The organism is Sphaerotilus natans, from assembly GCF_900156335.1.
Classification (GTDB): Bacteria; Pseudomonadota; Gammaproteobacteria; order Burkholderiales; family Burkholderiaceae_C; genus Sphaerotilus; species Sphaerotilus natans.
The window spans coordinates 12,186-30,196 of sequence record NZ_FTMZ01000011.1 but is presented as its reverse complement, the minus strand read 5'-3'; the positions used below and the strand labels follow the sequence as shown (position 1 = coordinate 30,196).

The window sequence follows — 18,011 nt, the reverse complement described above, 5'->3', positions numbered from 1 at the left end:
CACCCTCGCGAAGGCGAGGGCCCACATGCGCCAGGGAGGGGTTGTGCCCGCGTGGGTGCCCGCCTTCGCGGGCATGACGGCAAGAGGGTGAGCGGGTGAGAGGATGCGATCAGCATCGAAATCAGGAACGGGAACGCGAGAACGATGACAGGCAAGGCGATCATGGTGCTGGGCACCACCAGCGGGGCGGGCAAGAGCTGGCTGGCCACCGCGCTGTGCCGCTGGTCTGCGCGGCGCGGCCTGCGGGTGGCGCCGTTCAAGGCGCAGAACATGAGCAATAACGCGCGGGTCGTGCCTGCCCCCGACGGGCGCATGGGCGAGATCGGCAGCGCGCAGTATTTCCAGGCGCTGGCCGCACGCACCGCGCCCGAGGTGCGCCACAACCCGGTGCTGCTCAAGCCCGAGGCCGACACCCGCAGCCAGGTCGTGGTGATGGGCGAGGTGCGCCGCGATCTGGCCGAGGTGCCGTGGCGCCAGCGCAGCGAGGCGCTGTGGCCGTACGCGCGCCAGGCGCTGGCCGCGCTGCAGGCCGAGCATGATCTGGTCGTGATCGAGGGCGCGGGCTCGCCCGCCGAGATCAATCTGCACAGCAGCGACTACGTCAACATGCGCACCGCGCGCGCGGCCCAGGCCGCCTGCCTGCTGGTGACCGACATCGACCGCGGCGGTGCCTTCGCGCACCTCTACGGCACGCACCAGCTGCTGCCGCCCGACGAACGCGCGCTGATCCGCGGCTTCGTGCTCAACCGCTTCCGCGGCGACGCGGGCCTGCTCGCGCCGGGGCCGGAAATGCTCGAGCAGCTCACCGGCGTGCCCACGCTGGCGGTGCTGCCGATGTGGCGCGAGCACGGCCTGCCCGAGGAAGACGGCGTCTTCGACGACCGCGCCAGCGGCGGCGCGGCGGCGGCACGCCCGCTGCGGGTGGCGGTGGTGGCCTATCCGCGCCTGAGCAACCTCGACGAGTTCCAGCCGCTGCGCAACCTCGCTGGCGTGCGCCTGGTCTGGGCGGGCCATCCGCATGACCTCGACGGCGCCGACTGGATCATCCTGCCCGGCTCCAAGCACACCGGCGCCGACCTGGCCTGGCTGCGCGCGCAGAGGCTCGACGCGGCGATCGCGCGCCATGCGGCCGCCGGCGGCGCGGTGCTGGGCATTTGCGGCGGCCTGCAGATGCTGGGCGAGGCGCTGGTCGACCTGCACGGCATCGACTCGCCCGGCGGCGAGAGCAACGGCCCCGGCCTGGGCCTGCTGCCGCTGGTGACGCTGTTCGAGCCCGACAAGCTGCTGGCGCCGACGCAGGCCACCTTCGCCGCGCTGAGCGGCCCGTGGGCGGCGCTCTCGGGCGTGCGCTTCGACGGCTACGAGATCCACCACGGCCGCACCGCGCCGCATGCCGATCTGCCCGCGCCGGCGGTGGCGCTGCGCAACGCCGCCGGCGAGGTGCTGGGCTGGCAGCACGGCCCGGTGCTGGGCCTGTACGCGCACGGCCTGTTCGAGTCGCCGGCGGTGCTGCGCGCGCTGTTCGGCGCGCAGGTGCGCACGCTCGACGCCGTCTTCGACGGCCTGGCTGACTTCCTCGATCGCCATGTCGCGCCGGGCACGCTGGACGTGCTGATCCGCTGATCCGCCCGCCGACCTGATTTCCCCTGTCCCACCGAGAAGCACAAAGGACAAGACCGATGACGATGGACCTGATTTCCGCCCGCGCTGCACTCGCCGGGCTGCTCGATGTCGCCGACCTGCATGACGAGGCGCTGCAGGCGCGCGTGCAGCTCGCGCTGGACCGCAAGACCAAGCCGCAGGGCTCGCTGGGCCGGCTGGAGTCGCTGGCGCTGACGCTGGCACGCATCCAGGGCCGCGAGCGCCCGCAGCTCCAGCATCCGCAGATGGTGGTGTTCGCCGCCGACCACGGCCTGGCCGCGCGCGGCGTCTCCGCCTTCCCGAGCGAGGTCACCTGGCAGATGGTCGAGAACTTCCTGGCTGGCGGCGCGGCGGTCAGCGTGCTGGCGCGCCAGCACGGGCTGGCGCTGTCGGTGGTCGACGCGGGCGTCAAGCACGAGTTCGCGCCGCGCCCAGGCCTGATCTCGCGCAAGATCGGCTGGGGCACCGCCGACGCGCTGCAGGAGCCGGCGATGTCGCTGGCCGAATGCGTCGCCGCGATCGAGACCGGCGCCGGCGTGGTGCGCAGCCTGCCGGGCAATGCGCTGCTGCTGGGCGAGATGGGCATCGGCAACACCTCGGCCGCGGCGCTGCTGATGGCGCGGCTGACCGGCGAGGCGATCGACCGCTGCACCGGCCGCGGCACCGGCGTCGATGGCCCGGCGCTGGTGCGCAAGACCGAGATCCTGCGCCAGGTGCTGGCGCGCCACGCCGAGGCGACCGACCCGCTGGCGGCGCTGGCGGCGCTGGGCGGCTTCGAGATCGCGATGATGGTCGGCGCGGTGCTGCAGGCCGCAGCCGAGCGCCGCGTCATCGTCGTCGACGGCTTCATCGTCACCAGCGCGGTGCTGGTGGCCTCGCGGCTGGCGCCGGCGGTGCTGCAGCGCTGCGTGTTCTCGCACCAGTCCGACGAGAGCGGCCACCGGCTGATGCTCGCCCGCCTGGAGGCCGAGCCGCTGCTGGCGCTGGGCCTGCGCCTGGGCGAGGGCTCGGGCGGTGCGCTGGCCTGGCCGCTGCTGGAGTCCGCCTGCCGCATCCTGGCCGAGATGGCCAGCTTCGAGGCGGCCGGCGTGTCCGACCGCGAGGCCTGAGCGCGGAAACCGCCCGATGAGCCTCTTGCTGCACGAGCTGCGCCTGTTCTTCGTGGCGCTGCAGTTCTTCACCCGCGTGCCGGTGCCGGCCTGGGTGGGCTGGTCGCCGGAGTGGATGCACGCCAGCTCGCGGCATTACCCGCTGGTCGGGCTGTGCGTCGGTGCGGTCGGCGCGGCGGTGCTGCTGGGCGCGGGCGGGCTGTGGCCGCTGTCGGTGGCGGTGGGCCTGTCGATGGCGGCCACCGTCTGGATGACCGGCGGCTTCCACGAGGACGGCCTGGCCGACACCTGCGACGGCCTGGGCGGCAGCGTCAGCCGCGAGCGCGCGCTGATCATCATGAAGGACTCGCGCCTGGGCAGCTACGGCGCGCTCGGCCTGGTCGGCGTGCTGGGGCTGAAGGCCGCGGCGCTGCACGGGCTGGCCGCGCACGACCTGGCCAGCGCCGCGCTGGCCACCGTCTGGGCGCACGGCCTGTCGCGGGTCGCGCCGGTGCTGCTGCTGCGTGCGCTGCCCTACGCCGGCGACCCCGAGCACGCCAAGGCCAAGCCGATGGCGCAGCAGATCTCCGGCGGCGGCCTGGGCTGGGTGATCGGGGTGGCGCTGGCGCTGTGCGCGGGCGTGGCCGCGTGGGTCGACGCGCTGCCCGTGCTGGCCGGCGCTGGCGCCATGGCCGCGATGACGGCCTGGTGCGCGCGCTGGTACCGGCAGCGCCTGGGCGGCTACACCGGCGACACGCTGGGCGCCTCGCAGCAGCTCGGCGAGGTTGCCGGCCTGCTGGGCTGGCTGGCGGCGCTGGGCGTGGCCTGAAACGTGACCTGAAACGTGACCTGAGAGGGCAGGGCATGAACGAACTGCACATCTGGCGCCATCCGAAGCCGGTCGGCGCCGCCGGCCACTGCCTGGGGCGCACCGACCTGCCGGTCGATCCGCGCAAGGCCCGCCGCCTGGCGCACCGCATCCGCCAGCACGCGCGCCGCCACGGCCTGCCACGCGAGATCCTCACCTCGCCGCTGCAGCGCGGGCGCGAGGTCGGGCGCTGGCTGCGCCGCTGGGGCTGGACGCACCGCATCGAGCCCGGCCTGATCGAGCTGGACTTCGGCCGCTGGGACGGCCGGCCCTGGCGCGAGATCGCCTGGGCCGAGGTGGCCGCGTGGGAGGCCGACTTCGCCGGCCACGCGCCCGGCGGCGGCGAGTCGCTGGCGCAGCTGCGCGTGCGGGTCGCCGACGTGCTGGCGCAGCTGGCGTCCCGGGACCGGCCGGTGCTGGCGGTCGGTCATGCCGGCTGGATGAACGCGTTGGCGCTGCACGGCCGACGGGACGCGCCCACCGCCGCCGACTGGCCGGCGCCACCGCGCCATGGGGCCATTCGTGTGGCGACCCTTTTGTGATTAATAATTACGGCCGTCCGACTCGGTCGGACTGCGGCGCATCGCTCCGCCAGCCGTTACCATCCGCCGCCTCCGACCGACTCATCCGATCCCGACCGCCATGTTTCGCACGCTGCTGAAGTCCAAGATCCACCGCGCCACCGTCACCCACTGCGAGCTGCACTACGAAGGCTCCTGCGGCATCGACGAGGACCTGATGGACGCCGCCAATCTCTGCGAGAACGAGCAGATCCACATCTGGAACATCAACAACGGCGAGCGCTTCGTCACCTACGCGATCAAGGCGCCGCGCGGCAGCGGCATCTTCTCGCTGAACGGCTCGGCGGCGCGCCGCGCGGCGGTGGGCGACCTGATCATCATCGCCGCCTTCGGCCTGGTGGCGGAGGAGGGCGTGGCCGCCCACGAGCCCAAGCTCGTCTTCATGGACGAGAAGAACCAGGTCAAGGAACTGCGCTCGCATCCGGAGAACCCGGAGCAGACCTCGCCGCTGCGCTGAAGAAGGACCGGCCGACGTGAGCCTGAACGACGACTGGCGCGCCCGCAGCCTGCGCGCGGTGTGGCATCCCTGCACCCAGATGAAGCTGCACGAGGGCCAGCCCGGCGGCCGCCCCGGCCTGCCGCTGGTGCCGGTGGTGCGCGCCGAGGGCGTCTGGCTGCATGACGCCGAGGGGCGCCGCATCCTCGACGGCATCAGCTCCTGGTGGGTCAACCTGTTCGGCCACAACCACCCGGCGCTGCGCGAGGCGCTGGTCGACCAGCTCGGCCGGCTGGACCACGTCATGCTGGCCGGCTTCACCCATCCGCCGGTGGTGGAGCTGTCCGAGCGCCTGGGCGCGCTCACCGGCCTGGGCCATGCGTTCTACGGCAGCGACGGCGCCTCGGCCACCGAGATCGCGCTGAAGATGAGCGCGCACGCCTGGCGCAACCAGGGCGAGCCGGACAAGACCCGCTTCGTCGGCCTGGCCGGCGGCTACCACGGCGAGACGGTGGGCGCGCTGGCGGTGACCGATCTGGGCATCTTCCGCGACGCCTACGCGCCGCTGGTGCGCCTGGCCGCCAGCGTCGAGAGCCCCGACGCCCGGTTGGCTCGCGCCGGTGAAAGCGCCGCCGACGTGGCCGAGCGCGCCGCCGCCGCGCTGGCCGTCTGGCTGGAGGCGAACCACGCGCAGACCGCCGCCGTCATCCTGGAGCCGCTGGTGCAGTGCGCCTCCGGCATGGCGATGCACGATCCGGTCTACCTGCGCCGGGTGCGCGAGCTCTGCGACCGCTGGCGCGTGCATCTGGTGCTCGACGAGATCGCCGTCGGCTTCGGCCGCACCGGCACGCTGTTCGCGCACCAGCAGGCCGGCATCCGGCCGGACTTCCTGTGCCTGTCCAAGGGCCTGACCGGCGGCATGCTGCCGCTCTCGGCGGTGCTGACCACCGACGCGGTCTACCGCGCCTTCTGGGACGACGAGGTCGCGCGCGGCTTCCTGCATTCGCATTCCTACACCGGCAACCCGCTGGCCTGCCGCGCGGCGCTGGCGGTGCTCGACCTCTTCGAGCGCGAGGCGGTGCTGGAGCGCAACCGCGAGACGGCCGCGGCGCTCGACGCCCGGCTGGCGCCGCTGCACGCGCACCCGCGGGTGCGCCACGCCCGGCGCACCGGCATGATCTGGGCCTGGGACATCGACACGACGCTGCCCGACTTCGCCCGCCGCTACGGCCGCGCGGCGCTGGAGCGCGGCCTGCTGCTGCGCCCGATCGGCCGCACGCTCTACCTGATGCCGCCCTACGCGATCGACCCGGCCGGCGAGGACGGCAGCGGCGCCTTCCTGGCGCGCACCGCGCTGGAGGCGCTGGAGGCCACGCTGGCGCAGGAGGGCGAGGTCGCGCCCATGCCGGCTCCGGCAGGAACGGGAGCCATCGATGCAGTCTGATTCACGGCCCGATCTGCGCTCGGTCTTCGTGATCGGCACCGACACCGGCGTCGGCAAGTCGCTGGTGAGCGCGGCGCTGCTGCGCGGCGCGGTGCAGGCCGGGCTGCGCGCGGTCGGCATGAAGCCGGTGGCCGCGGGGATCGATCCGCAGCCCGACGGCTCGCTGGCCTGCGGCGACGTGCTGACGCTGCAGGCGGCTGGCAATGTCGCGGCTGATCCGGCGCTGGTCAATCCGTTCTGCCTGCCCGATCCGCTGTCGCCGCACCTGGCGGCGCAGCGCGCGGGCCGGCGCATCACGCTGGCGCCGATCGTCGCGGCGCACCGTGCGCTGTGCGCCCAGGCCGACCGGGTGATCGTCGAGGGCGCCGGCGGCTTTCTCGTGCCGCTGGACGAGGGCGATGGCGATCCTGCGCCCGGCGCACCGCTGCTGACCGGCGCCGATCTGGCGCAGGCGCTGGGCGTGCCGCTGGTGCTGGTCGTCGGCCTGCGCCTGGGCTGCCTGAACCATGCACTGCTGACCGCCGAGGCGGTGCGCGCCCGCGGCCTGACGCTGGCCGGCTGGGTTGCCAACCGCATCGACCCGGCGATGGCCTGCGCCGACGAGAACCTCGATTTCCTGCGCCGGCACATTCCGGCGCCGCTGCTGGCCGACGTGCCGCACGCCTCGCGCTGGCCCGAGGGCTGGCAGCCGAGCCTTTTCCTGTCCTGACCTGTTGCGCGCTTCTTGTTCCCGCGCTGGAGATTCCCGAATGAGCCTTGTCCAGAACCCGTCCGCCTGCGCTGCCCCGTCCGCCGACGTCTCGCAGCCGATCACGCTGGTGCGGCCGGCACGTGCGGCCGAGCCCGCCGCGGACGCCCGCTGGAGCGTCGAGGCGATCGAGGCGCTGTTCGCGCTGCCCTTCAACGACCTGCTCTGGCAGGCGCAGCAGGTGCACCGCGCCCACTTCGACGCCAACGAGGTGCAGCTCTCGACGCTCTTGTCGATCAAGACCGGCGGCTGCCCGGAGGACTGCGGCTACTGCCCGCAGTCGGTGCACCACGATACCGGCGTCGAGGCCGGCAAGATGCTCGACATCAAGGCGGTGCTGGAGGCCGCGAGCTGCGCCAAGGGCCAGGGCGCGACGCGCTTCTGCATGGGCGCCGCATGGCGCGCGCCCAAGGACCGCGACATCGAGAAGGTCGCCGAGCTGGTCTCGGGCGTGAAGGCGATGGGCCTGGAGACCTGCTGCACGCTGGGCATGCTGAGCGAGACGCAGGCGCAGACGCTCAAGGAAGCCGGCCTCGACTACTACAACCACAACCTCGACACCGCCCCTGAGGCCTACGGCCGCATCATCTCCACCCGCGACTACCAGGACCGCCTGGACACGCTGGAGAACGTGCGCCGCGCCGGCATGTCGGTGTGCTGCGGCGGCATCGTCGGCATGGGCGAGTCGCGCCGCGAGCGCGCCGGGCTGGTCGCACAGATCGCCAACCTGACGCCCTACCCGGAATCGGTGCCGATCAACGAGCTGGTGCAGGTCGAGGGCACGCCGCTGCACGGCACCGACAAGCTCGATCCGCTCGAGTTCGTGCGCACCATCGCGGTCGCCCGCATCACCATGCCGACCGCGCGCGTGCGCCTGTCGGCCGGTCGCGAGCAGATGAGCGAGGCGATCCAGGCGCTGTGCTTCCTGGCCGGCGCCAACTCGATCTTCTACGGCGACAAGCTGCTGACCACCGGCAACCCTCAGTCCGAGCGCGATCGCGCGCTGCTGGACAAGCTGGGCATGAAGACCAGCGCCTGAGCGCGTTTCAGGATGCCGCGTCGGGCCCGAACAGCCCGGCCAGCCAGTCCATGAAGCTGCGCACGCGCCGTGGCTGGTGTCGCCGGTGCGCGTACAGCAGCGTGACCGGCATCGGTGCCGGCCGGTGGTCGGGCAGGATCTCGACTACCGTGCCGGCCGCGATGCGCTCTCGTGCGCGTGCGCGCGGGATCTGCACGATGCCCAGCCCGGCTTCGCAGGCGGCCATGTAGCCCTCGCTGTTGTTGACCGTGACCGCGCCCGGCATCGCGATCGAGCGGGTGCGGTCGTCGCCGGGCGGACCCTCCGGGTCGACGAACTCGAAGCCCGCCGGCCGCACGCCCGGGTTGGGCTGGTAATGCACCAGCCGGTGCCGTTCCAGATCGGCCAGGCCGGTCGGCACGCCGTGACGGGCCAGATAGGCCGGACTGGCGATGTTGGCCATCGCCAGCGCCCCGAGCGGCCGGGCCACCAGCCCCTCGGCCACCACCGGCCCCACCCGCAGCACGCAGTCGAAGCCCTCGCGCACCAGGTCGACGCGCCGGTCGGTGCTGCACACGTCGATCTTCAGCGCCGGATGCCGGGCCAGGAACTCGGGCAGCCGCGGCAGCACCTGTCCGCGGGCGACGCCCAGCGGCATGTCCACGCGCAGCCGGCCGGTGAGCTGAGCCGGATCGTGCTGGAACAGCGTGCGCAGCTCGTCCAGGTCCGCCAGCACGTCCTGGCCGCGCTCGGCGAAGGCCTGGCCATCGGGCGTGAGCTGCACGCGGCGGGTCGTGCGGTGCAGCAGTCGGGTGCCCAGGTGCGCCTCCAGCCGCTGCACCGCCGAGGACACGGTGGCCCGGGGCAGGTCGAGCTGGCGCGCGGCCTCGCTGAAGCTCGCCAGCGCGGCCACCCTCAGGAAGACACGCAGATCGTCCGGGGAGAAGGCGGGAGAAGTCATGCCCGATCATGCTCGATTCCGGCCGGATTGGACGATGAGACGAGACAGTGTGATCGGGGTGATGGGGTTTGTCCGGATTAGATGCCTGAATAGAGTGGCGACCTTCTTCCTTCGTTCCCAGGAACCCCCGATGAGCACCGATTCTTTCCTCTGCCCGCGCCGTGTTGTTCTCGTCACTGGCGGCAGTCGCGGCCTGGGCCGCTCGGCCGTGCTGCACCTGGCCCGCGATGGCTGGGACGTGGTGTTCACCTACCACCAGCGCGTGGATGCGGCCGATGCGCTGCGCGCCGAGCTGGCCGCCGATCCGCGCACCTCGGACCGCCGAGTCGCCGCCCTGCCGCTGGACACGTCGAGCACCGCCGGCTTTGCCCGCTTCGTCACCGCGCTGAGCGAGGTGCTGGCGCGCGATTTCGGCGCCGTGGCGCTGGATGCGCTGGTCAACAATGCCGGGTCCGGCGTGCACGCCCCGCTCGCCGAGACGACCGAGGCTCAGTTCGACGCGCTCATGAACGTGCATCTGAAGGGCGTGCTCTTCCTGACGCAGGCCCTGCTGCCCCTGCTGCGCGACGGCGGCAGCATCCTGAACGTCTCCAGCGGGCTGGCGCGCTTCAGCCTGCCTGGCTACGGCGCCTACGCGATGATGAAGGGCGCGGTCGAGGTGATGACGCGCTATCTGGCCAAGGAGCTGGGTGGGCGCCGCATCCGTGTCAACACGCTGGCGCCCGGAGCGATCGAGACCGACTTCGGCGGCGGCGCCGTGCGCGACAACCAAGCGCTCAACGCGATGATCGCGTCGCAGACCGCGCTCGGGCGGGTCGGTCTGCCCGACGACATCGGCGCGGCCGTGAGCGCGCTGCTGTCCGATCGCACCGGCTGGATCAACGGCCAGCGCATCGAGGCGTCGGGCGGCGTGCTGCTCTGAAAGCCGCGGCATCGGCCTGCCGGAGCGCCTACCATGGCTCCCCATGCAAGCCGCCGCTCCTCTTTCCTCCGACCTGTTCCCCCGCCGCATCGTCTGCCTGACCGAGGAGACGACCGAGACGCTCTACCTGCTCGGCGAGCAGGATCGCATCGTCGGCATTTCCGGCTACACCGTGCGCCCGCCCGAGGCCCGGCGCGACAAGCCCCGCGTCTCGGCCTACCTGAGCGCGAAGATCGACAAGATCCTCGACCTGGAGCCCGACCTGGTGCTGGGCTTCTCGGACCTGCAGGCCGACATCGCCAGCCAGCTGATCCGCGCCGGTGTCGCGGTGCATGTCTTCAACCAGCGCAGCGTGGCCGAGGTGCTGCGCATGGTGGCGATGGTGGGCGCGATGGTCGGCGCGCACGAGAAGACGGCCGCGCTGCTGGCCGAGCTGCAGCAGGGCCTGGACGCGGTGGCCGCGGCCGGGCGTGCGCTGCCGCGCCGCCCGCGTGTCTACTTCGAGGAATGGAACGAGCCGATCATCACCGGCATCGGCTGGGTGTCCGAGCTGATCGGGCTGGCCGGCGGCGAGGAATGCTTTCCCGAGCTCGCGGGCCAGTCGCTCGGCAAGAACCGCATCGTCGCCGATCCGCTGGAGGTCGCGCGCCGCGCGCCCGACGTGATCCTGGGCTCCTGGTGCGGGCGCAAGTTCCGCCCCGAGCAGGTGATGGCGCGGCCGGGCTGGCAGGACGTGCCGGCGGTGGTGAACGCGCAGGTGTTCGAGATCAAGTCGAGCGAGATCCTGCAGCCCGGTCCGGCCGCGCTGACCGACGGCGTGCGCCAGATCCAGCGCCGTCTGCTCGACTGGGCGCAGCTGCACGCCTGAGCCTATCCCCCCTCCGGCCTCGGCTCCGTCCCTCCGCTCCCCGCATCGCTCCGTCATCCCCGCGCAGGCGGGGACCCACGCGACAAGCAACGGTTGCGTGCGTGGGCCCTCGCCTTCGCGAGGGTGACGGGCGGGGGGGCGGGGAGGCGCGTTGTCACGACGCTGTCGTCTTCGGCTGGAAGTCGCAGCAGTCCGCCACTGCGCAGGCCTGGCAGCGCGGCTTGCGCGCCTGGCAGACATAGCGCCCGTGCAGGATCAGCCAGTGGTGCGCATCCTTGGCGAACTCAGCCGGGATGCGCGCCAGCAGCTTCATCTCCACCTCGTAGGGCGTGCGCCCCGGCGCCAGCCCGGTGCGGTTGCCGACGCGGAAGATGTGGGTGTCGACCGCGCAGGTCGGCTCGCCCCAGGCGACGTTGAGCACGACGTTGGCGGTCTTGCGGCCGACGCCGGGCAGGGCCTCGAGCGCCTCGCGGCTGCGCGGCACCTGGCCGCCGTGCTGCTCCAGCAGGATCCGCGCGGTGGCGACGAGGTTCTTCGCCTTGTTGCGGAACAGGCCGATGGTGCGGATGTGGGCCTCGACGCCTTCCACGCCGAGCGCGACGATCCTGGCCGGCGTGTTGGCGATGGGGAAAAGCCGGCGCGTCGCCTTGTTGACGCTCACGTCGGTGGCCTGCGCCGACAGCAGCACGGCCGCCAGCAGCTCGAACACCGAGCTGTATTCCAGCTCGGAGGCGGGTTGCGGATTGGCGTCACGCAGCGTGACAAAGAAGCGCTGGATCGCGTCGGCGTTCATCTCCCGGGTCTCCGTCAGCCCTCGATTGAGGGGAATTCATCAGTTCAGAGGGTGTGAGTGCCCGGATTGTCCGGCCAGAATGGCCGCCATGCCGTACCGCCTGCCGCCGTCCCTCCTGAGCCGTCTGCTGCCTTCCTGCCAGACCTGCCCCGATGTGCAGTGGATGGGCTGGTCCTTCATCGGCATGGCGGCGCTGCAGGCTTGTGCCGAACCGGTCTCGGTGGCGCTGACCGCCGTGTCCGGCACGACCGGCCTGGGCCTGATGCGCGGCCATTTCTGGGCCCGTGCCGCGGCGATCACGCTGCTGCTGGCGCTGATCGCGCTGCTGGCGCTGCCCTTCGGGCCGCAGCCCGGGCCGCTGTGGGTGCTGCTGCCGGCGGCGATGCTGCTGCGGCTGATGTCGGCCTCGGTGCACCGGCATCTGGCGATGTGCGCGCTGCAGCGCGCCGGCCATAGCGCTCAGCGGCTGGACGACAGGTCGCCGTCGAGGTAATACCAGCGGCCGTCGATGCGCTCGAAGCGGCTGACCTCGTGCAGCCGGTGGGCGCGGCCGCCGAGCTTGCTGCGCGCGACGAACTCCACCGTCGCATGCGTCTCGTCCAGCCGCACATGGCGTTTCACGTCCAGGCCGAGCCAGCGCAAGCCCGGCTCGTTGGCTTCGAGCGATGCCGGGCGCGTGTCCGGATGCCAGCTTGCCAGCAGGTAGTCGAGCCGGTCGAGCACGAAGGCGCTGTAACGCGAGCGCATTAGCGCTTCTGCGTCCGGTGCCTGGCCGGCCAGCGCGCCGGCGTGGTAGCGGCCACAGCAGGCCTGCAGGGTATGGCCGCTGCCGCAGGGGCAGGGCAGGGTGTCGGGCGTGTTCATCGGCGGAATTGTCCCGCGGGCTGCTACGCTGCAGGCTCCCGATTCGCCTGAATCTGCTCGCGCCCGTTCTGCTGTCATGCTGTTCCTGCTCTCGCCCGCCAAGTCGCTCGACTACGAGACCCCGGTGCCCGCGGCCCTGCGGCCGACCGTTCCCCTGTTCACCGACGAGGCCGCCGCGCTGATCGCGCAGCTGCGCGGCCAGACGCCCGCGCAGCTGGCCACGCTGATGGCGCTGTCGGACAAGCTCGCCACGCTCAACGTCGCCCGCTACGGCGCCTGGCAGCCCGAGGCCACGCCCGACAACAGCAAGCCGGCGGTGCTGGCCTTCGATGGCGATGTCTACGACGGCCTGCAGGCCGGTTCGCTCGACGCCGAGGCGCTGGCTTGGGCGCAGCAGCACCTGGTCATCCTGTCGGGCCTGTATGGCGTGCTGCGCCCGCTCGACGCGCTGCAGCCCTACCGGCTGGAAATGGGCACGCGCTGGACCAACCCGCGCGGCCGCGATCTCTACGCCTGGTGGGGCGACCGCATCGCGCAGCACCTGAACGAGCGCCTGGCGGGCGATGCCGCGCCGGTGGTCGTCAACCTGGCCTCGCAGGAATATGCCAAGGCGGCGCTGCGCCCGGCGCTGCGGGCGCGGGTGGTCGAATGCGTGTTCGAGGACTGGAAGGCCGGCGCCTGGAAGATCATCAGCTTCCACGCCAAGCGCGCGCGCGGGCTGATGATGCGCCACGCCATCGAGCAGCGCCTCGGCACGCCCGAGGCGCTGCGCGGCTTCGACCGCGACGGCTATACGCATGCCCCGGAGGTGTCCACGCCCGACCGGCTGGTGTTCCGGCGCCGCACCTGAGCGGGTTTTGATGCCAGCCGTCACACCAGGAAACAAATCGCCACGGATGGCTTGATGTGGGGCAGTCCGGACTGCCCGCCGACACTGACAGAATTGCAGGATGACGCTTCAGATGAGCAGCACGCAGACGGCCACCCCGGAACTCCGCCAGTGGATTCTCGAGCAGGCGCAGGCTGGCCATTCGCCGGATGCGGTGCTCCAGGCGATGGTGCAGTCCGGCTGGGACGAGGAGGTCGCGCTCGAGGCGCTCGAGCAGACGCTGTCGGGCTTTCTGGCCGAGCGCAGCGCGGCGGGCGCGGGCCTGCCCGCGCCGGTGCCGGTGCCCGAGCCACGTCTCGACGGTCGCGCCCGGCTGGCGCTGCCCGACGGCCACGAGATCGCGGTGGTGCTGCAGATGCATGAGCCGCGGGTGGTGGTCTTCTCCGGCTTTCTCTCTGATGCCGAGTGCGATGCGCTGCGTGATCTGGCCGCGCCGAGGCTGGCGCGTTCCGAGACGGTGGACAACGTCACCGGCGGCAGCGAGGTCAATGAGGCCCGCACCAGCGCCGGCATGTTCTTCGCGCGCGGCGAGACCGCGCTGATCGAAGTCATCGAGCGCCGTATCTCGGCGCTGCTGAACTGGCCGGTCGAGAACGGCGAGGGCCTGCAGGTGCTGCACTACGGCCCTGGTGCCGAGTACAAGCCGCACTACGACTATTTCGATCCGGCGCAGCCGGGCGCGCCGAGCATCCTGCGCCGTGGCGGCCAGCGTGTCGGCACGCTGGTGATGTACCTGAACACGCCCGAGGCGGGCGGTGCCACCGTGTTTCCCGATGTCCGGCTGGAGGTCGCGCCGGTCAAGGGCCATGCGGTCTTCTTCAGCTACGACCGGGCCCATCCGGTCAGCCGCTCGCTGCACGGTGGTGCGCCGGTGCTGGCCGGCGAGAAATGGGTCGCCACCAAGTGGATGCGCGAGCGCCGCTTCGACTGAGCGACCCGACTGAACGACCGAACGACTGAAACCGCATCCGACAGGAGACCTCCCCGATGCACATGCTGATTCCCGCGCTGGCCGCGCTGCTGCTGGCCACCGGTGCCCAGGCCCAGACTTCCACCGGCCAGACGCCGATGCCGATCGCCACGCCGGCACCGGCCGCGCCGGCGGCTGTCCGGCCTGATCCAGCGACCCTGCGCGATCCGGCCGCGACTGCGGCGGCGCCGCGTCTGAAGGCCGAGCAGGCTCTGGCCGCACGTCAGGCCGCCAGCGACAAGGCGCGCGCCGATGCGGCAGCCAAGGCTGAGCGCCGTGCCGAGCTGCGCAAGGCGCGGGCCGAGAAGGCCGCCAAGGCGCGCGCCGAGCGGTCGGCGGCTGCCAAGGACGGCGCCAAGACGGCCCGGGCGCAGAAGGCTGGCAAGGTCGCCAAGACCGAGAAGGCCGCGAAAGTGACCAAGGCGGCCGATCGCCGCAAGCTGGCCCGGGCCGACAAGGCGAAGGCCCCCGCCAAGGTGCAGGCCTCGACCCGTGCCGCCGAGCGCCGTCAGGCAGCGGTCAAGGCACAGGCCGAGCAGCGCAAGCTGGCCGCCGAGCGCCGTGCCGACCGGGTCCGGGCGGCTGCCGCCTTGAACGACGGCTCCCGCCCCTGAGATCTTCGGATCAGTGGCCGCGGCCGGATGAGCCGCCGCGGCCTGAACCGCCTGCGCCCCCCGGACGCTGTCCCGCCGCTGCCGGACGCGAGGCCGGACGTGCTGCCGGTCGCGCGCCGCCAGCACCCTGGCCGCCACGGTTGCCAGCCGGCCGCGGTTGACCCGCACCACCGGCCGGGTGACCTGCCGCCCGCGGCGCACCTGCCGCACCGCCGGGGCGCCCGCCGCGGCCGTTGCCCGGCTGGCTGCCGCCGCCGCGTGCACCGCCGTTGAGCGTGCGCCGGCCGATCTGGATCGGCTCGGCGCGCTCGCTGGCCGGTGCCTCGAAGCCGGCGACCGTCTCGCGCGGAATGCTGCGCTTGATCAGCTTCTCGATGTCGGCCAGGAAGCCTTCCTCGTCCATGCACACCAGCGACAGCGCCTCGCCCTGCGCGCCGGCGCGGCCGGTGCGGCCGATGCGGTGCACATAGTCCTCGGGCACGTTGGGCAGCTCGTAGTTGATGACATGCGGCAGCTGGTCGATGTCGATGCCGCGCGCCGCGATGTCGGTGGCCACCAGCACGCACAGCTCGCCGCTCTTGAAGTCGGCCAGCGCCTTGGTGCGCGCGCCCTGGCTCTTGTTGCCGTGAATCGCCATCGCGGAAATGCCGGCCTTGTTCAGATGCTCGCACAGCCGGTTGGCGCCGTGCTTCATGCGGGTGAACACCAGCACCTGGTGCCAGTCCTGCGACTGGATCAGATGGATCAGCAGATCCTTCTTCTTCTCGCGGCCGACGGTGATGATGCGCTGCGCGATCGTCTCGGCGGTGGTGTTGCGGCGCGCCACCTCGATGACCCGCGGCTGGTTCAGCAGCCGCTCGGCCAGCGCCTTGATCTCGTCGCTGAAGGTGGCCGAGAACAGCAGGCTCTGCTTCTGTTTGGGCAGCACCGCCAGCACCTTCTTGATGTCGTGCACGAAGCCCATGTCGAGCATGCGGTCGGCCTCGTCGAGCACGAAGAACTCGACGCGGCTCAGGTCCAGCGTGCCCTGTTGGTGGTGATCGAGCAGCCGGCCCGGCGTGGCCACCAGGATGTCGACGCCGCGCTTGAGGCGGTCGATCTGCGGGCCCATGCCGACGCCGCCGAACATCACCATGCTCGAGAGCTTCAGATGCTTGCCGTAGTTGCGCACGCTCTCCTCGACCTGGGCGGCGAGTTCGCGGGTGGGGGTGAGGATCAGCGCGCGGATCGCCCAGCGGCCCTTGCTGTCCTTGACCGGATGGCTCGAGGCCAGGCGGTGCAGCAGCGGCAGCGTGAAGCCTGCCGTCTTGCCGGTGCCGGTCTGCGCGCCGGCGAGCAGATCGCCGCCGGCGAGAACCGCGGGAATCGCCTGCTGCTGGATCGGGGTGGGGGTGTCGTAGCCTTGTTCGCGAATGGCGCGAAGGAGGGGCTGGGCCAGGCCCAGTTCGTCAAACGTCATGAAGAGGCACCCGGATGACGGGTGCAGGCGGCGCCGCCTGCCGTCCTCCCGCAAGGGAAGCGCCAGTCGAGGGCGACGCGGATTGCGATTCGAGTCCGATGCGACTCCCGGCGTCCTGACTGGGATGCACACCGGGGTCGGGATTGTAGCGGTCCCGGGTCACGGTCCCCGACGGATCCCCTGCCGCAGGGTGCGGCGGGGGGATTTCATCTGCACCAATCAAATGCGTCCGCAATGTGATTGCACAAATGTTGTGCATCTTGCGGCCCTCGCCAGGTGCTGATTCGTGGCCTTTGTCGTTTTCTTGTGCGTACCGCGACCCTTCGGGCTGCACCAATATGGGCATGTTTTGTGCTTGCATGGTGCGCCTCGCGCGATCCGGGTGCGCCTCACGCTGGTGCGGTGACGGCCGGACGACGCGACATCTTCCTGTCCCGATCCCGATTCGTCCCGCCTTTTCGACATCCTTCACAAGAGACAACCATGGACACGCTGAAACAGGGCGCCGATGCGCTCTTCATCCTGCTCGGGGCCATCATGGTCCTGGCCATGCATGCCGGCTTCGCCTTTCTGGAACTGGGCACGGTGCGCAAGAAGAACCAGGTCAATGCGCTGGTCAAGATCCTGGTGGATTTTGCGATCTCCACCATCGCCTATTTCTTCGTCGGCTACTCGGTCGCCTATGGCGTCGATTTCTTCAGCGGCGCCGAGGTGCTGGCGCAGAAAAACGGCTATGACCTGGTCAAGTTCTTCTTCCTGCTGACCTTTGCCGCGGCCATTCCCGCGATCATTTCCGGCGGCATCGCCGAGCGGGCGCGCTTCCATCCGCAGTCGCTGGCGACGGTGCTGATCGTCGGGCTGGTGTATCCGCTGTCGGAGGGCGTGGCCTGGAACCAGAAGTTCGGTGTCCAGGCTTGGCTGAAGGGCGCCTTCGGCGCCGAGTTCCATGACTTCGCCGGCAGCGTGGTGGTGCATGCGGTCGGCGGCTGGATCGCGCTGGCGGCGGTGCTGCTGCTGGGCGCGCGCTCGAACCGCTACCGCAAGGACGGTGCGATGTCGGCGCATCCGCCCTCGAGCATTCCCTTCCTGGCGCTGGGCTCGTGGGTGCTGGCGGTGGGCTGGTTCGGCTTCAACGTGATGAGCGCGCAGACCATCGACAAGATTTCCGGCCTGGTGGCGGTCAACTCGCTGATGGCGATGGTCGGCGGCACGCTGGTGGCGGCGATGATGGGCCGCAACGACCCGGGCTTCGTCTACAACGGCCCGCTGGCCGGCCTGGTGGCCGTGTGCGCGGGCTCCGACCTGATGCACCCGATCGGCGCGCTGGTGGTCGGCGGCGTGGCCGGCGCCATCTTCGTCCAGCTCTTCACGCTGACGCAGAACCGCTGGAAGATCGACGATGTGCTGGGCGTGTGGCCGCTGCACGGCCTGTGCGGCGCCTGGGGCGGCATTGCCTGCGGCCTGTTCGGCCAGACTGCGCTGGGCGGCCTGGGTGGGGTCAGCCTGGCCAGCCAGACCGTGGGCACGCTGATGGCGGTGGCCTGGGCGCTGGGCGGGGGCTTCGTGGTCTACGGCTTGATCAAGGCGACCGTCGGTCTGCGCCTGTCGCAGGAGGAGGAATTCGAGGGCGCCGACCTGACGATCCACCGCATCGGCGCCACGCCCGATCGCGAAGTGAGCTGGTAAATCTGAAGGCTGATCCGGGCTTGTGGTGCGGCTGCCACGCTGGATGTGGCTTTGTCGACGGTGTCATCTGGGGTCCATGTGAGCGCTTCTGTGAGTCTGTGAAACACGTCCCCTGTTCGAGGGGCGAGGGCTTTGAAATGCAAAAGCGCCGGCCTATATTG

General features: G+C 71.4%; 19 protein-coding genes. 15 read left to right on the top strand and 4 right to left on the bottom strand.

Annotated elements, in window-relative coordinates:
* The first annotated feature begins 144 nt into the window (after positions 1-144).
* The 8 genes from BW996_RS11170 to bioB all read left to right on the top strand — a co-directional run bounded on the left by BW996_RS11170 (position 145) and on the right by bioB (position 7,845).
* Complete coding sequence (locus tag BW996_RS11170) at positions 145-1,623, top strand: cobyric acid synthase (protein ID WP_037485576.1); 1,479 nt, start codon at positions 145-147, stop codon at positions 1,621-1,623.
* Positions 1,624-1,685: 62 nt separating this feature from the next.
* Entirely contained in the window at positions 1,686-2,750 is a 1,065-nt protein-coding gene (cobT, locus tag BW996_RS11165; RefSeq protein WP_051632279.1) for a nicotinate-nucleotide--dimethylbenzimidazole phosphoribosyltransferase, read from the top strand.
* Positions 2,751-2,766: 16 nt separating this feature from the next.
* A complete protein-coding gene (gene cobS, locus BW996_RS11160; protein WP_175619114.1) occupies positions 2,767-3,558 on the top strand; it encodes an adenosylcobinamide-GDP ribazoletransferase in 792 nt (263 codons plus the stop codon).
* A gap of 35 nt (positions 3,559-3,593) precedes the next feature.
* Positions 3,594-4,139, top strand: coding sequence for a histidine phosphatase family protein (locus BW996_RS11155; protein WP_037485577.1), 546 nt, complete (start codon positions 3,594-3,596; stop codon positions 4,137-4,139).
* A gap of 100 nt (positions 4,140-4,239) precedes the next feature.
* Positions 4,240-4,635, top strand: coding sequence for an aspartate 1-decarboxylase (gene panD, locus BW996_RS11150; protein ID WP_037485579.1), 396 nt, complete (start codon positions 4,240-4,242; stop codon positions 4,633-4,635).
* Positions 4,636-4,651: 16 nt separating this feature from the next.
* A complete protein-coding gene (bioA, locus tag BW996_RS11145) occupies positions 4,652-6,058 on the top strand; it encodes an adenosylmethionine--8-amino-7-oxononanoate transaminase (RefSeq protein ID WP_051632275.1) in 1,407 nt (468 codons plus the stop codon).
* The gene (bioD, locus tag BW996_RS11140) at positions 6,048-6,767 is read left to right on the top strand and encodes a dethiobiotin synthase (RefSeq protein WP_051632276.1); all 720 of its coding nucleotides are present in this window, start codon (positions 6,048-6,050) and stop codon (positions 6,765-6,767) included. Before bioA ends, bioD begins: the two co-directional genes overlap by 11 nt.
* A gap of 40 nt (positions 6,768-6,807) precedes the next feature.
* Positions 6,808-7,845, top strand: a complete 1,038-nt coding sequence (gene bioB / locus BW996_RS11135; protein ID WP_076458900.1) for a biotin synthase BioB — start codon at positions 6,808-6,810, stop codon at positions 7,843-7,845.
* Positions 7,846-7,852: 7 nt separating this feature from the next.
* On the opposite strand, the gene BW996_RS11130 is transcribed toward bioB, so the two are convergent.
* Positions 7,853-8,785 carry a LysR family transcriptional regulator gene (locus tag BW996_RS11130; protein WP_037485581.1) on the bottom strand — a complete coding sequence of 311 codons (933 nt, stop codon included), beginning with the start codon at positions 8,783-8,785 and terminating at the stop codon, positions 7,853-7,855.
* Positions 8,786-8,915: 130 nt separating this feature from the next.
* Here BW996_RS11130 and BW996_RS11125 point away from each other — a divergent pair, with 130 nt between their 5' ends.
* A complete protein-coding gene (locus BW996_RS11125; RefSeq protein WP_037485582.1) occupies positions 8,916-9,707 on the top strand; it encodes an SDR family NAD(P)-dependent oxidoreductase in 792 nt (263 codons plus the stop codon).
* 43 nt (positions 9,708-9,750) lie between these two features.
* On the top strand, positions 9,751-10,575 hold the full coding sequence (locus BW996_RS11120; RefSeq protein ID WP_051632277.1) for a cobalamin-binding protein: 825 nt from the start codon (positions 9,751-9,753) through the stop codon (positions 10,573-10,575).
* Positions 10,576-10,729: 154 nt separating this feature from the next.
* Here BW996_RS11120 and nth read toward each other — a convergent pair whose 3' ends face one another.
* Positions 10,730-11,368: an endonuclease III gene (gene nth / locus BW996_RS11115; RefSeq protein ID WP_037480074.1), complete on the bottom strand. Its 639-nt coding sequence runs from the start codon at positions 11,366-11,368 to the stop codon at positions 10,730-10,732.
* A 79-nt stretch (positions 11,369-11,447) separates the two neighbouring features.
* Between nth and BW996_RS11110 the strand changes: the two genes are divergently transcribed.
* Positions 11,448-11,861: a hypothetical protein gene (locus tag BW996_RS11110; RefSeq protein WP_037480071.1), complete on the top strand. Its 414-nt coding sequence runs from the start codon at positions 11,448-11,450 to the stop codon at positions 11,859-11,861.
* On the opposite strand, the gene BW996_RS11105 is transcribed toward BW996_RS11110, so the two are convergent.
* Positions 11,828-12,232 (bottom strand): YchJ family protein, encoded by a 405-nt coding sequence (locus tag BW996_RS11105; RefSeq protein WP_037480068.1) that lies wholly within the window; start codon positions 12,230-12,232, stop codon positions 11,828-11,830. The two genes, BW996_RS11110 and BW996_RS11105, sit on opposite strands and share 34 nt — an antisense overlap.
* A 76-nt stretch (positions 12,233-12,308) precedes the next feature.
* Here BW996_RS11105 and yaaA point away from each other — a divergent pair, with 76 nt between their 5' ends.
* The 3 genes from yaaA (at position 12,309) to BW996_RS11090 (ending at position 14,705) form a co-directional block, all read left to right on the top strand.
* Positions 12,309-13,082 (top strand): peroxide stress protein YaaA, encoded by a 774-nt coding sequence (gene yaaA / locus BW996_RS11100; RefSeq protein ID WP_037480066.1) that lies wholly within the window; start codon positions 12,309-12,311, stop codon positions 13,080-13,082.
* Between the two features lie 112 nt (positions 13,083-13,194).
* Complete coding sequence (locus tag BW996_RS11095; protein WP_241461901.1) at positions 13,195-14,052, top strand: 2OG-Fe(II) oxygenase; 858 nt, start codon at positions 13,195-13,197, stop codon at positions 14,050-14,052.
* Positions 14,053-14,108: 56 nt separating this feature from the next.
* Positions 14,109-14,705, top strand: coding sequence for a hypothetical protein (locus BW996_RS11090; protein WP_051631746.1), 597 nt, complete (start codon positions 14,109-14,111; stop codon positions 14,703-14,705).
* Between the two features lie 10 nt (positions 14,706-14,715).
* On the opposite strand, the gene BW996_RS11085 is transcribed toward BW996_RS11090, so the two are convergent.
* On the bottom strand, positions 14,716-16,164 hold the full coding sequence (locus tag BW996_RS11085; protein ID WP_037480059.1) for a DEAD/DEAH box helicase: 1,449 nt from the start codon (positions 16,162-16,164) through the stop codon (positions 14,716-14,718).
* A gap of 483 nt (positions 16,165-16,647) precedes the next feature.
* On the opposite strand from BW996_RS11085, the gene BW996_RS11080 reads away from it, so the two are divergent.
* Positions 16,648-17,850 (top strand): ammonium transporter, encoded by a 1,203-nt coding sequence (locus BW996_RS11080; RefSeq protein ID WP_037480057.1) that lies wholly within the window; start codon positions 16,648-16,650, stop codon positions 17,848-17,850.
* The last annotated feature ends 161 nt before the right edge of the window (positions 17,851-18,011 follow it).